General features: G+C 44.2%; 10 protein-coding genes and 1 pseudogene. 6 read left to right on the top strand and 5 right to left on the bottom strand.

Annotated features, from left to right (window positions below; genetic code table 11):
* The first annotated feature begins 494 nt into the window (after positions 1 to 494).
* Positions 495 to 2,708: a hybrid sensor histidine kinase/response regulator gene (locus JGK14_RS27955; RefSeq protein WP_293220674.1), complete on the top strand. Its 2,214-nt coding sequence runs from the start codon at positions 495 to 497 to the stop codon at positions 2,706 to 2,708.
* 223 nt (positions 2,709 to 2,931) lie between these two features.
* Positions 2,932 to 4,470, top strand: a complete 1,539-nt coding sequence (locus tag JGK14_RS27950; RefSeq protein WP_325315736.1) for a response regulator — start codon at positions 2,932 to 2,934, stop codon at positions 4,468 to 4,470.
* A gap of 116 nt (positions 4,471 to 4,586) precedes the next feature.
* Here the strand turns inward: JGK14_RS27950 and hisG are convergent, their stop codons facing one another.
* Positions 4,587 to 5,231, bottom strand: coding sequence for an ATP phosphoribosyltransferase (gene hisG, locus JGK14_RS27945; protein WP_293184524.1), 645 nt, complete (start codon positions 5,229 to 5,231; stop codon positions 4,587 to 4,589).
* A 225-nt stretch (positions 5,232 to 5,456) separates the two neighbouring features.
* Between hisG and JGK14_RS27940 the strand changes: the two genes are divergently transcribed.
* Together JGK14_RS27940 and rppA are read left to right on the top strand one after the other, a co-directional pair.
* Entirely contained in the window at positions 5,457 to 6,107 is a 651-nt protein-coding gene (locus tag JGK14_RS27940; protein WP_293313574.1) for a glutathione S-transferase family protein, read from the top strand.
* A 59-nt stretch (positions 6,108 to 6,166) separates the two neighbouring features.
* A complete protein-coding gene (rppA, locus tag JGK14_RS27935) occupies positions 6,167 to 6,853 on the top strand; it encodes a two-component system response regulator RppA (protein ID WP_325315735.1) in 687 nt (228 codons plus the stop codon).
* A gap of 264 nt (positions 6,854 to 7,117) precedes the next feature.
* Here rppA and JGK14_RS27930 read toward each other — a convergent pair whose 3' ends face one another.
* From JGK14_RS27930 to JGK14_RS27915, 4 genes are all read right to left on the bottom strand, one after another.
* Positions 7,118 to 7,954 carry a metallophosphoesterase gene (locus JGK14_RS27930; RefSeq protein WP_293326238.1) on the bottom strand — a complete coding sequence of 279 codons (837 nt, stop codon included), beginning with the start codon at positions 7,952 to 7,954 and terminating at the stop codon, positions 7,118 to 7,120.
* A gap of 341 nt (positions 7,955 to 8,295) precedes the next feature.
* Positions 8,296 to 9,714 carry an adenylate/guanylate cyclase domain-containing protein gene (locus JGK14_RS27925; protein WP_293326241.1) on the bottom strand — a complete coding sequence of 473 codons (1,419 nt, stop codon included), beginning with the start codon at positions 9,712 to 9,714 and terminating at the stop codon, positions 8,296 to 8,298.
* 247 nt (positions 9,715 to 9,961) lie between these two features.
* On the bottom strand, positions 9,962 to 10,351 hold the full coding sequence (locus JGK14_RS27920) for a response regulator transcription factor (RefSeq protein ID WP_442921486.1): 390 nt from the start codon (positions 10,349 to 10,351) through the stop codon (positions 9,962 to 9,964).
* Complete coding sequence (locus tag JGK14_RS27915; RefSeq protein ID WP_293271565.1) at positions 10,348 to 13,974, bottom strand: GAF domain-containing protein; 3,627 nt, start codon at positions 13,972 to 13,974, stop codon at positions 10,348 to 10,350. Before JGK14_RS27915 ends, JGK14_RS27920 begins: the two co-directional genes overlap by 4 nt.
* Before the next feature lie 242 nt (positions 13,975 to 14,216).
* On the opposite strand from JGK14_RS27915, the gene JGK14_RS27910 reads away from it, so the two are divergent.
* Positions 14,217 to 14,540: a hypothetical protein gene (locus JGK14_RS27910; protein WP_293271567.1), complete on the top strand. Its 324-nt coding sequence runs from the start codon at positions 14,217 to 14,219 to the stop codon at positions 14,538 to 14,540.
* 92 nt (positions 14,541 to 14,632) lie between these two features.
* Positions 14,633 to 14,857, top strand: a pseudogene (locus JGK14_RS27905) (photosystem II q(b) protein); the annotation flags it as partial.

The raw sequence follows: 14,857 nt of genomic DNA, 5'->3' as shown, positions 1-14,857 counted from the left end.
ATGAGGTATGACTGACAGCTTATATAACCACTAAACAAAGAGGGCTGAAGCCCAACTACGTACCTCACCTTTTTGAGAAGTGCTATATATTAACTCCCAGGCTTAATTAAAATTCAGAAAACATTGCAAATTCATGAATAAAGTTCATATTTATTCATAAAATTAAGAGTGTTAGGGTCGATCGCACTTCTTGCACAATGGAACTCAAAAGGTCGATCGCACTTATTACACAATTTACTCAAAAGGTCGATCGCAGATTTAGACAATTTACTCAAAAGTTAGACAATTTACTCAAAAGGTCGATCGCACGTTTAGACAATCCAAGTCGAAAACCCGCTCCCCTCGCCCCTCGGCAACCAGCAAGTGTCTCAGATCACAAGGCCGGTCGTAGCGAAGCGGGGCGTAAGCCATCGCCCTCACTGCCCAAAAACCTAAAAATATGTCAAATTAAGTAAGGGGTTATAAAATAACTCTTGCCATATCCGTAGACAGTTATGACAACAAAACTAAGAGCTACAGACACAGACAAAATGGAGATAGACTTGCAGCAGTTCAGGGCAGACCAAGAACTGATTCTCAACCAAGTAGATAATGCGATCGCTCTTTTCGACTCGTCTGACAGCTTAGTTTTGTTTAACAAAAAATTGGCCGAGACTTGGGGACTGTCCCCAGAATGGCTGGCAACCAAGCCTAAGTGCGACTTGTTGTTTGCCGAAATTGTCGATCGCGGTTACTTGTCGCTTCAGCAGTGGGAAGAGTTTCAGCAAGCACTGCAAACATCTCAGGATGAAAGTTTATCATTTTATTTCGAGCAATCCAATGCCGTTTGTTTGGAAGTCTTCGCCACAATTACCAACAGCGGCGGGCGGCTGTTTACCTTTCGAGACGTTACCGTATACCAAAACTCCCAAGCTAGTTTGAATGCAGAAGTCAGGCGCCTGACATTTCTTTTAGGCTTAACTGAACGCCTGCAAAACTCTCACAGTTTGCAAGAAATAGGTCAGTTTGCCCTCAGCTATCTGGTAGAAGCGACGAATGCTGCTTTCGGAGACGTAAAAGTGATTAGCGGTAAGGGAAAAGACAGGCAAGCGGCGGCGATTTCCAACCAAGTTTCTACTCAATTTCTGGCTAGTTACGGGGAACCAGTCGCCGCTGGAATGCAAGAATTGCTCGACAAAGGTATTCCCTACGGCACCGGTTTGCTGTGGGAAGTGGTGGAAACTGGTAAAGCTTTGTTTGTCGATGATTATGCCGAACATCCCAATGCTGTGCCGCAATTTCGGCATCCGGGAATCGGACAATTGGGCATTTTTCCGATCGCATCTACTGACGGCACAATCATCGGAGTGTTGACGCTGGAGTCGCGCAACGTCAAAAAACTGCAAGCTTCCCTCCACCAAGAAGTGCTCACGGCTGCTTGTCGGACTCTGGGGGCCGCAATCCAGCGGGCTCAGACACAAGAAAACCTCCGCCAAGTTAACGAACAATTAGAGTATTCTTCTCAGTTAAAATCCGAGTTTTTAGCCTCGATGTCCCACGAATTGCGGACGCCTCTCAACAGCATTCTCGGATTTTCTGACTTGCTGCTGCGCCAAACATCCGGCCAGTTGAGCGATCGACAAGTTAACTATGTAGAACTGATCGAAAAAAGCGGTCAGCACTTGTTGCAGCTAATTAACGATATTCTCGATCTTTCTAAAATTGAAGCAGGAAAAGTAGAACTCAATTTACTGCCTGTTCGCGTTCACGAACTCGCCACAGACTGTCTGAAAATGATTCAGCCGCGGGCAGATAAAAAGCGAATTGCTTTGTCTTTAGAACTCGACTACCGCATTACTAAAGTTTTGCTCGACGAACGGCGAGTGCGACAAATTGTGATTAATTTACTTTCCAATGCTATCAAATTTACCCCCGAACGGGGACAAGTTAAACTTAGCGGGCGTCTGGCCTACGGCAATGAAATTAATGGCGATTACCGCCCTGATTGTTCTCCTGTAAATGCCAGCACTCCCTACTTTTGTCTTGAGGTGAAAGACTCGGGTATCGGCATTCCTCAGGATCGCTGGCACTTGCTATTTCGACCTTTTCAACAGGTGGATTCTTCCCTGACTAGGCGCCACGAAGGTACAGGTTTGGGTTTGGCTTTGACTAAGCGTCTGGCGGAATTGCACGGCGGAACTGTTTCTTTTCAATCTATTTGCGATCGCGGCAGTTTGTTCCGCGTTTGGCTGCCTTTGACGGAGATGCGTCAAGAGTTGGGCAGCTTTGCTGCTTGTGCTTTGGATGCTAAGTTAGTTCCTGCTTCTGCGATCGCATTACCACTTGGCAGCAAGCGGATTCTGGTGGTGGAAGACCAACCTTTTAACCAAATGTTAATTTCAGAGGTGATGGAATTGGAGGGCTACGGGGTAGAGATTATCGCGGATGGTTCGTCAATGCTCGATCGCATCCTTGCCGCCTCTACTGCGCCCGAGTTGCTGCCGGATTTGATCTTGATGGACATTCAGTTACCCGATGTTGATGGGTTTGAGTTGATGCGCCGAGTGAAAGCAAATCCTGTCTGGGAGTCGGTACCGATGATTGCGGTGACGGCGATGGCGATGGCTGGTGACTGCGATCGATGTTTGGAGGCTGGCGCTTCTGCTTATTTGAGCAAGCCGCTGGATCTGAATTTGGCGATCGCTACAGTCCGTTCTTTTCTCAACTAACAATAATTATTTGCAGTTCCAGCAGTGCCATTTATTACAATTTATAAGTGAAAACGTTAGACTCAATAGTAGATAAATTTCTATAGGACTTGCGCGCACTTGCCTCAGAAACCCGGTTCCTGCCAAAAATATCGAGTTTAATAACTAGAAATATACGAATCAACCAGGTTTCGAGCATCTACACGCGCCAGTCCCGAGCTAAATTCAATATACATCATATTCCATGTCAAACAAGTCGCCCTGCATCATGTTGGTTGATGACGAGCCAGCTAATCTAATTTTACTGGAAGAGTTATTGCAAATGAAAGGATACGCCACAGTATCAGCGCGATCGGGCGATGAAGCCCTCTCCCTCGCCCGCGCATCTCGACCGGATTTAATTTTACTAGATATTATGATGCCGGATATGGACGGTTTTGATGTGTGCGAGATCCTGCGGAATGATACGGCTTTGCAAACTGTACCGGTAATTTTTTTGACTGCTCTCGATGACGATACCTCTCGCCTCAGAGGGTTAGAAATTATGGCCGACGATTATTTAACCAAGCCTTTTAACAGTCGCTTGCTGCTGGCGAAAGTTGAAAATATTTTGCAGTTGAGCCAAATGCGATCGCAAGTTGTGTCTTCCCAATTCAACCAGCAGGTAAAAGAGCAAAGCAAGCGCCAAATTGCCGCCGCCTGGGAGGCCAACGAATATCTTTCCGAAAAATTTCACCTATTTGTCCCGGAACAGCTTCTCGAACGAATTGCGCCCCAAGGGATAGAATCAATTCAGTTGGGCAATGTCACAGAAGAAGAGCTGACTATTTTATTTTGCGACATTCGCGGGTTTACGGCGATCGCAGAATCTCAAGAAGCACGCGAAACCTTTGAATGGTTGAATGCTTTTTTTACGAAAATGAACGATTGCATCACCTCCCACGGCGGGTTTATTGACAAATACCTCGGCGATGCCATCATGGCAGTATTTGACCAGCCGCATTCTCACGCTATAAATGCGATCGAAGCCGCAGTAGCCATGCAAGAAAGTTTGCATGAATTTAATGTCGAGCGCCACAAATACAATTTAGAATATCCCGTCAATATTGGTACGGGAATTAACACGGGTATCGGCATGATCGGCACCTTGGGTTCCGATCGCCGGATGGACTCTACAGTCATCGGCGATGTGGTAAATACAGCTTCTCGGTTAGAAAATTTAACTAAAATATACGGTTGCCAAATAATTGTTAGCGAAAATGCGATCGTTCATGCGAGAGAATTTCTAAATAGCATAAGTCCGAACTCAAGCTCAAAAGAAAGTTTATTATTAAAGTGCGACTTGGAAGTGGAAACACCGGAGAATATGATTTCCACTTCTCACGCGACAGCAGCCGACAGTCATTCGCCAAGCAACAATTATTATTATCGCTGGATCGATCGAGTAACCCCGCGCGGCAAGCAGCAAGCTATTGAAATCTACGAAATCTGGCCAGCATCCAGTCCCGACTCTGAAGCCAAGCAGCTTACCCAGGCTTTATTTGACAAAGGAATTCAAGGATGGCAATCCGAAAGATTTGTCGCCGCCTTGGGATATTTTCAGCAACTAATCGAACAAAACCCTGCTGATACAGTGACCCGTTTTTATATAGAAAAATGCCAAGAAAAACTAGGTCTTATACCTGCCAATATCAGCTCCGAAATGAGATGTAGTTGCGCTTCAGCGCTCTTTCATAGAAGGTACGTAGTTGCGCTTCAGCGCTCTTTCATAGAAGGTACGTAGTTGCGCTTCAGCGCTCTTTCATAGATCGAAGAGCACCCAATCGCAACTACGTACTTAAAAACTAACTCCATAAGAGTGGCTGTTACATCCTGGACTGATCCTAATTTGATCGCACATCAAACCGCCGTCAAAACCTGCTCTCTCAACTTCCCAATCAACTCATTAACCCCGCCAGAATTCAAACGATAACTCAAAGGATGACCAATCAAATAAGCCGAACTTTGAAACAAAACATCAATTTCCACCAAACCATTTTCCCGCAAAGTTTTGCCAGTCGAAACCAAATCCACAATCGCCTCCGACATACCCGTAATCGGCCCCAACTCCACAGAACCGTAAAGCGGCACAATTTCCACCGGCAAATTCAAATTATGAAAATATTCCCTTGCACAGTGTACGAACTTAGAAGCAACTCTACCGTGAGGAGGCAAATCCACACTGCGTCTGTAAGAACTAGATTCCTTCACCGCCACCGACAGCCGACACTTGCCAAATTGTAAATCAATTAAATTTGCAACTTTCGGAGTTTTTTCCCGCAAAACATCATAACCCGCAACGCCCAAATCAGCTTGACCGTATTCCACATAAACCGGCACATCGTGCGTCCTTACTAGCAAAGCTTTTGCCGTTCCGGTAGTGTCATAAATTTGAAGTTGGCGGTTAGAGGAATCGAGAAAAGCACTGAAGTCTAATCCAACGGATTTAAACAGTCGAATGCTATCTCCTAACAGTCCGCCTTTGGGAAGTGCTACGGTAATCATATTGATTTGCGATTGTAAATTGCTTAATTTGGGATGCGGAATCGGCGCTGCCCGAGCGGAAACAGCTTTTTCCTCAACCACAATAGCACAAATTGTTCAAATATCAAAATAAGTTCAGGTATTGCTAATAATTGTGTTTGTGTATAATATATTGTATTGAGGCTGAGTTAAATCGAATTTTCTTAAGGATTGTCTGCTAAATAGATGATAGCTGAAAGTAAAACTATGACCAAATTGACTCTGGTAATCGGCAACAAAAATTATTCGTCTTGGTCGCTGCGTCCTTGGCTGGCGATGAAACAAGCTGGAATAGATTTTGCCGAAGTGAGAATCCCCCTAGACGGGCCGACAACCCATGGGGAAATTCGGCGCTATTCTCCTTCGGGAAAGGTGCCAGTTTTAATTGATGGCGACTTGAAAGTGTGGGAATCTTTAGCAATTTGCGAGTATGTTGCAGAACGCTTTGCAAATGATTTATGGCCGGCGGATGTAGCGCAACGGGCGATCGCCCGTTCCATCTGTGCCGAAATGCACGCAGGCTTCCAAAATCTCCGCGAAAATATGCCGATGGACTGTCGCAACCGCTATCCGGGAGAAGGAATGACGCCCGGTGTCGAAGCAGAGATCGATCGCATCTTGGCAATTTGGCGCGAATGCCGCCAAAAATTCGGCACCAGTGGCGATATGCTGTTCGGAAAATTCACAATTGCTGACGCCATGTTTGCCCCCGTTGTCATGCGTTTTGTCACCTACGAAGTCAAATTAGCTCCCGAAGCAAAAGCTTATGCTGATGCGCTTTTGGCACTGCCTGCAATGCAGGAATGGCTAGCAGCAGCTTGCAGCGAATCGGAAAGTATTCCACATCTTAAAATCTAGCAAAAATCAGTTTGCTTAACCTAAAATCTCCTACCAAAAATCTCATAGTTAAAATCAGGATGCGGATTCTTTTAGTTGATGATGAAGTTGAGTTGACTGACCCTTTGAGTCGAGTTTTAAGCCGCGAAGGTTATACAGTTGATGTCGCATTTGACGGCGCAACTGGCAGCAATTTAGCAATGCAGGGAAATTACGATTTGCTAATTTTGGATTGGATGCTGCCGAGACAAACCGGATTAGCAATTTGTCAGCAATTGCGATCGCAAGGACGGAATACACCAGTCCTATTTCTCACCGCCAAAGACACCCTAGACGATCGCGTACAAGGACTCGACGCAGGCGCAGACGACTATCTAGTCAAGCCATTTGAACTGCGAGAGCTCCTAGCCAGAGTCCGCGCCCTACTGCGCCGCCCCCCTACTTTTGACCCCGAAGTGGCTGTCGGGCGCCTGCAAGTTGCAGATTTACAGCTAGACTACGACAATCAAATAGCCTATCGGGGCGATCGAACAATTGACCTATCAGAAAAAGAATGTCAACTATTAGAATACCTAATGCGACATCCCGGTCAAATACTAACACACGAACAAATCCACCAATACCTGTGGAGTGAAGCCGAAAAACCCAGCAGCAACGTATTAGCAGCTCAAATTCGCCTCCTGCGCCGCAAAATAGAAGCACCCGGTGAATCCGTCCTAATTCACACCGTCTACGGCAGAGGCTATCGCTTTGCAGAAGCCAGTTAATAATAGGAATTGCGCCAAAAATCTTCTAGGGTTCGCAGTCCGCCCATTCCGGATATATAATGCTTTTTGCCAAACTGAGATGCTCCCGCGAGGAACGAAGCAATCGCCAAGACTAAGATTGCTTCGTTCCTCGCAATGACACTTATGATTGGTTGTACAGCTTATTGAGAAGCGCTATATAACGTTATCTGTTTTCCGAAAAACAGGGCTATTATTATCCAAGCATCATCCATTTTTGGTAAAGATTACACCCTAAACCAATCCCTACGGATCTTGACAAACCAAAGTAATTACTGTCACCTCCGGCGGACAAAATAACCTCCCCGGCGCATAAGTACCCAAACCGCGATTCACGTACAACCAATTACTCCCAACCCGATGCAAACCGCTAGCCCATTCCCAGTGACGAACTACTCGATCGCAAGCCGACACAAAAGGAACAAATTTTCGGATTCCTTCAGGAATCAAATAACCAATTTTTCTCACCCAAGCATACAAAGGCCCGATACCAGGAATCACAATTTGACCCCCATGAGTGTGTCCCGAAAACTGCAAATCAATCCGCCACTGTTGCAGATTTTCAGCAGTATCAGGATTGTGAGACAATACAATCCGAGGAATCGCCGGATTGATTGATGCCATTAGAGGCGCAGGTGCAAAATCGCCAGACCAAAAATCTGCAAACCCAACTAAAGCCAATTCAGACCCCAAAGGATAAATCGCTTCATTGTACAAAACCCGAATACCTGCGTTATTCAAAGCATTAGCAACCTTAATTTTTGCCCCTGGATAATAGTGATCGTGATTGCCCAAAACAGCGTAAATTCCCACCCGACTTTGCAAATTTTTCAATCGCTGCACCAAGCCGTAAATAGGCGCCGGATCGTAGGTAATAAAATCTCCGGTTAAAAAAATTAAGTCTGGTTCCGCTTCATTAGCCGCCACAATCGCCTCTTCTAGCAACCATTCCGACAGCCGCTCCCCGTCATAGTGAAAGTCCGTAAGCTGTACAATTTTAGTACCCGATAGATTTGCTGGAAGATTTGCGATCGGTATTGTTAAACAGTCTACTCGCAGTTTCCCAGTTAATAACCTGTGCATAAATATAAGGTTTATTGAGAGAGCGCAACCTCTAGCTTAGCAAATAAACAGACAATACTGCAAAACTAGATGTTTTTCCCTCTTTTTTCTGCCATCTGACTAATAACTACTAACTGATGACTAATGACTAAGAAATCAGGACACGGCTAAGAAATCAGGACACGGCAGTGCCGTTTCCCTACAATTGATCGCGGTAGGGAAACGGCACTGCCGTGTCCGACCTATCTGACTAATGACTAATGTTCGCGAGCTCTTAAGCTCGCACTATGACTAATAACTAATGTTCGCGAGCTCTTAAGCTCGCACTATGACTAATGACTAATGACTAATAACCAATAACTTTATTTTTGATAAATCACCTCAAAAGTTTCGATAGCTTTTTTCTTACCTTTAACTATCACAGAGCCAATTTTCCTAAATTCAAATATATCTTGAGTAGCGCTGTAAACACTGTCGCTGACCAAAATTTGTCCTCCCTCAGCCATTGACTGCAACCTAGATGCAATATTCACCTCATCCCCTATGGCAGTATAATCCATGTGCTGCGGCGAACCAATATTACCAACAACTACCTCCCCCGAACTAATCCCAATACCAGTCAGAAAATTATCCGTAATCCAAGGAACCGACATCCTCCCAATCCGTCGCTGCATATCGATCGCAGTTTCGATCGCCTTCCTTTCGCGATCGGCCACCTCCGAAGGCGCCCCAAACATTGCTACAATCATATCTCCCACAAACTTATTCACAGTACCTTCATGACTAAAAATTACCTCTACCATCTCCGTGAAATACTCATTTAAATACATCACTATTTTCTCAGCAGGCAGCTCCTCACACTTAGTAGTAAAATCTCTAATATCCGAAAAAAGCACCGTTAAATTGCGCTTAGTTGGATTTAGAGAAATATCTCCTTTAGCTTCGATAACTGCTCGCACCACCTGGGGAGAAAGGTATCTTTCCAAATTATTTTTAATTCGTTCTTCCTTCAATTTACTTTCATGTAAAAGCGCATTCTCGATCGCCGCGGCCGCTTGCGATGCCAAAGCCGTAAATAATTTTAAATCCTGTGCCGTATAGTTTACAAGTTCGTTATGACTAATATTGATAACGCCGATTGTACCGTTCTGAGTTGTTAGAGGTGCACAAATCATAGAACGCATCTCATTGTCTCCCATAACATATCTCGGATCGGACAATACATCATTGACTATTTCAGCTTTACCAGAAACAAAAATATGACCTGCTATCCCCATATTGGAACCGATTTTTGTTTTATGGTTGTACTCTTTACCCCTAGCAGAAACAATCTCCAGTTTTCCTGTCTTTTCATTCATTAGCATCACTGAAATATTGGTAGACTCAATCAACTTTTTCGCTTCAGTTACCACCAATTGACTGACTTCAGCCACACCCAAACAAGTAGCTATTTTGCTTGAAAAATCGTACAAAAAATTAACTTCTTCGTACTTATCTAAAGTATCAACAGCCAGAGTTCTTATATCCAAGTCGGCGCTGGCAGCATAACTCAGCATATCGGCAATAAATGCTGCTTTTTGACTTCCTGTTACGTAACCGATAACTTCATCGGCTAGGATGATAGGATAAGTATTGAAGTAGGTCTGACAATCTTCGCCCAATAAAATAGCCCCTTCAACATTCCGAATAGCCATCGGAGCGTCTAAAACACCGAGCGCGCCCTCAATAACCACCCGCAAATCTCTCTTAGAAATCAATTTTTTGAGATTGATACGAACCATTTACTTTGCTATTAATCATGAGTGAGCGATCTATCGTTATTCATTCGTTTGTAACCAGTCAGCCAATTTGAGGATAGAGATTTTAGATTTTAGATTTACAAGGGCAGATAACTCTGGGAGCTTGAAACTTAGTCTAAAATTTTTGGAGCATCCACGACTATAGCCGGGGGATTGTATCCGTTTTTGGGCAGGCTAGCAACCACCAAAAACCAAAAAATATTCTTGTGAATTGATTGTATACCTCTCGCTACATCTGTGCCGTCAAACCCAGAATTTCCCTAGCTTTGACCAGCACTTCTTTCGGGCGAAAAGGTTTAGTCATATAAAGATTTGCCCCCACAGCCATACCGCTTTGCTTATCATATTCTTGTCCCTTAGCTGTCAACATAATAATGTAAACGTCCTCCATACCTAGTTCATTTTTAACCGTATTGCATACCTCTAACCCGCTCATTTTCGGCATCATCACATCGAGAAAAACCAAATCCGGCTTTTCTTCCTTAATTCTGTTCAACGCCTCAACTCCATCTCTCGCAGTCAGCAACTCTACATCATCCTCATCTTCCAACTTTTCTAGAGCCTGCTCCATCAAAATCAGAATATTCGGTTCGTCATCCACAATTAAAACTTTTTTCACAACAATTTCCCATGAATGTGTTTGCTCAGCCCGTTATCCTCTACAATATCTCCCAAAACAATTATGGAGACTTTTTCCAAGCCCTTAGTAAGGCGCAATTTTTTGACTAATTCTTGCTCTTGAGATAAGGCTTCGTCAATAATAATTAAATCCAGCTCGATCGCTCTCACTCGATCCAGGCATTCTGTAACATCAGATGCCTCCATCACATTATATCCCTGAAAAAGCAACGCAGCCGACAAAATTTTGAAAGTAGAAGCATTGTTAACAACGACCAACACCGTCTTATTAGACATCCCTTGTCGCAGCAGCAAGCCGATCTCCTTTAACAGTCCCGCTATATTTATAGGCTTGGTAAAATACCTGTCAACTCCCAAACGCCAGCCCCTGTCTCTGTCTTGAATTAGAGACACGATGATAATCGGAATCCCCCGAGTTTCTGGGTCATTTTTGAGAACTGCCGCCACATCAAAACCGTCGATGTGAGGCATCATTACATCTAAAATAATCAGATCCGGTTTGACTGCTTTAGCCTGAGAAATAGCATCTCTACCGTTAATTGCCTCCGCGACTTTATATCCTTCTTGTTCCAGTGACTGCCTCAATATATCTCGGATGTTAGGCTCATTGTCAACAACTAAAAGTTGCTGGCCTCCTTTAACGCCGAGCGGAGTTCTGCTGAGCACTTGCTGTTTCAGTTGCCCGATTAAATCATTGATAATTTTGCATTTTTCCACCGACTCAATATTTTTAACTAGCGGTATACTAAAGAAAAAAGTGCTGCCCTTGCCTAACTCGCTTTCTAGCCAAATTATACCGCCGTGGTGTTCAACGATTTGTTTAGAAATTGGCAGCCCCAAGCCAGTGCCTTTAGGCTTTTCGGTCAGGATATCTCCCACTTGTTTAAATCTTTCAAAAACTTTGCTTTGGTCTTCTGGTGCAATGCCGATGCCAGTATCAATAATGCTAATAACCAGCTCGTCACCCTCTACTCTTGCCCGACAGGTGACAGAACCTGATTCTGTGAACTTGACTGCATTCGAGATTAAATTGATCGCGACTTGAACCATGCGATCCCGGTCTACTAATACCTGTGGCAGTCCGGGACTAAAATCTTTAATCAACTTTAAATTATTCTTTTCTAATAAAGATGACGTAGCGGCGATCGCCTGTTTTAAGATTTGCACTGGATTTGTCGGCTGTAACTGCCATTCAACTCGCCCCGCTTCCATCTTAGCAATATCCAAAACATCATTAATTAAAGATGTCAGCCGTTCAGCTTCTGAGACAATAATGTTAATATTATCTGCAACTTTATTTAAAGCTTTTTTGATTTTTCTGTCTTCCGATACGACTCCGGGAACAATCACTTCTTCTAGTTTTTCTTTAATCAGCGAAGCAAAACCCAAAACCGAAGTTAAAGGCGTCCGCAGTTCGTGAGAAACTGTAGCCAGAAAATCAGTTTTCATTCGGTCAACTTCTCGTTCCACCGTCACATCTCGAATCAAAATCACCGAACCGAGAGATCGATCTGCTTCGTCTTTTACCGCTTCTTTCAGAATAGTGGTCGCTAAAGCTTGACCTATCCTAGAATTTTCTAGTTCCACTTCCAGCGTCACAATTTCTCCCTCTCTATGTTCAGTCGCCTCAACCAATTGGGCTAATTTTTTAGGAAAGATTTCGGATACTTTTTTCCCCTTCAGGTCAACATCTTTTAATTCAAACATCGCCAGCAGTGCCGGATTAAACCTGGTAATTTTAGCTTCAATGTCAGTGACTAATAACCCGTCAGCCAAATTGTCAACGATCGCATTTAAGTCTGCCAAAGTCGTCCGCAATTCCCAGGACTGCTTTTTAGTGCGATCGAGCAATTCTGCTTGGTGCATAGCTACTCCCAATTGACTGCCAACCTGAGCCAGCAACCTCACTTCTCCTGCTTCCCACTCACGGGAACCAGAGTTCTGGTAAGCTGCTAGCAAACCCCAGAGATTTTCCCCCACAAAAACAGGCGCTACACAATATGCTTTGGCTTGAATTTGTTCCAGAATTTCGATATGACATGGAGAGTGACCAATTTTATAGATGTCATCAACTACAAAAATTTCTTGATGGCGATACCTGCCACCCTCAGTTTTTTGTAAATAATCATCTTGCCAGACTGTTTTAATTTTATCAGTTACTAAAGGTATCCAACCTTCTGCTACCGACTCCGACACAAATTCCCCGCTCCAGTTTGGAAAAAAACGGTAAACTCCAACCCGATCGCAATTGAGAATTTGCCGTACTTCTTGAGTTGTTGCGCTAAATATTTTGTCAATATTTAGCGTCTGGCGAATCCGTTCAATTACTCTAGTTAATGTGCGTTCCTGTTCGGCTGCTTTCGCCTGCTGTTTAGCTTGAAACTGTATTTGTTCTAGGTACTCGGATTGCTGCAAAGCCACGCCCAAATGAGTGGCAATTTGATTCAGTAACTTTACTTCTGTGTCTTCCCAGTGACGCGCACCTGTGTGTTGAAAGGCACTGAGCAATCCCCAGAGTTTCTCTCCTTTAAAAATCGCAACTACCGCACAGGATTTGACACCAAAATATTCTAAAGCTTCTATGTGACAATCGCTCTGGCCGGCATTGTAGATATCATCAGCGATAAAGGTTTCCGCACACCGGAATCGACCTCCTTGGTGTTCGTTTAAGTAGGGGTCTTCCCAACCGCTGCCTACCAATTTCGGCCAGTTTCCCGATTCAGATTCAAAGATAAAGTCGCCGAAATAGTCTTCACGAAATTGATAAATGGCAATGCGATCGACATTCAAAAGTTTGCGAACTTCTGTCGCTGCTGTCTGGAAAATTGTTTCCATATCTAAGGTTTGGCGGATCTTATCAATCATCCGAGTTATGGCTCGTTCTCGGTCTGCTTCCTTAACCAGCTCTTCTGTGCGTTTTCGCAATTGCTCCTCTAGAGTAGTCTGGAGTGCTGTTGACCGCCTATGAGCTTCATCTAAAAGTTTTGCTTGCTGTATTGCTACTCCTAAATGCACCGCAATTTGACTGGCAAAGTCAATTTCATCTTGCTGCCACTGGCGTGGGGCGCGACATTGGTGAATGCAGAGCAATCCCCAAAGTTTATTTCTTTTGATTAAAGGTACGATTAAGTTTGCTTTGACATTAAATTGAGCAAGAACAGCTATATGGCAATCGCTCAATCCGGCTTGATTGATATCATTGACTGCCTGAATTCTTCCTTGCTGATACCGCATTGAATATTGTTTACCAAAGCAGTGATCGTGCACCTTTACAGCTTTTACTGAATGAAACTCTGGGATCACGTCTTCTGACACAAATTCCCCGTCGTCAAATCCTGACTGCTGGTAAAATCGAAATATTGCTACTCGATCGGCATTCAGCAGTTGGCGAACTTCCCGAGCGGTTGATTGAAAAATAATATCTAAGTCTAACGACTCGCGAATTTTGGTCACTACAGCAAATAGCGCCTTTTGTTTGGCAACGATAGCGGGTTCGGGTTTCGAGGCCGACTCTAGTTCGGCAACGCGCGCTTTGAGGGTTTTTATCTCGCTTTTGAGGGACTCGTAATCTTCTGTATCTAATCCTAGATAATTTTCTGACATGGGTTTAACTCTCTTGTGGTTAGTTTATTAAGTATTGATAGTTGTTTATTTTGATAAGTATTAACTCAATTTAATTTTTTTTCAACTAACTTTAGAGAGGATTTGCTCGCTCTGGTTTGATAATTATTGATTAAGGCTCAGTGCGCTAGATTGGCGATCGCACGAGTTGAATTGTCGATCGAACGCTACCCCGATCGAAGCTGGCTTACGCACGCAACTGCTACAGCATTTTTATAATATAGATGACTGGAGTAACAAGCTGTTTAAAACCCGCTGAGTCCCCTTCAGACTGGCATTCCCCGCCCCGCATCTATATTCTTTTGGCAATTTTCCAAGCTCAGACACAGCGCCGCATCCCGATCGCGCGCGGCTACCACGGGGAAGATGTCCCCTACAAAACACTATATATATACATTGCGACAACTGCGAGGGATTGCCCCTACAGCATCAATCTGGCATCTTGCACCACAGTCCGCAACGGACTCGCGTGCGGGTTCCACCAAATAATGGGCTTTTTTCGCCTCTCTATCGTTTCATCAGCTTTCCTGATGACTCTCATCAGTTAAGCTGTCGTTACAGGCCTTTACAAACCTTAACGATACCGTTAATAATAGAGACATCATCCGAACATTGAAAAACCAATAGCAATCATAAACACATGACGGCAACCTTACAACAGCGCGAAAGCGCCAATATCTGGTCGCAATTCTGCAACTGGGTAACATCAACCGACAACCGCATTTATGTAGGTTGGTTCGGAGTCTTGATGATTCCTACCTTGCTGACTGCAACAATCTGCTACGTAATCGCCTTCATCGCTGCTCCTCCAGTGGACATCGACGGCATCCGCGAACCAGTTGCTGGTTCCTTGATGCTGGGTAAC

Source organism: Microcoleus sp. PH2017_28_MFU_U_A, assembly GCF_020738035.1.
GTDB lineage: Bacteria > Cyanobacteriota > Cyanobacteriia > Cyanobacteriales > Microcoleaceae > Microcoleus.
The sequence above is the reverse complement of the archived record's forward strand: the minus strand, read 5'-3'. Positions and strand labels throughout refer to the sequence as shown.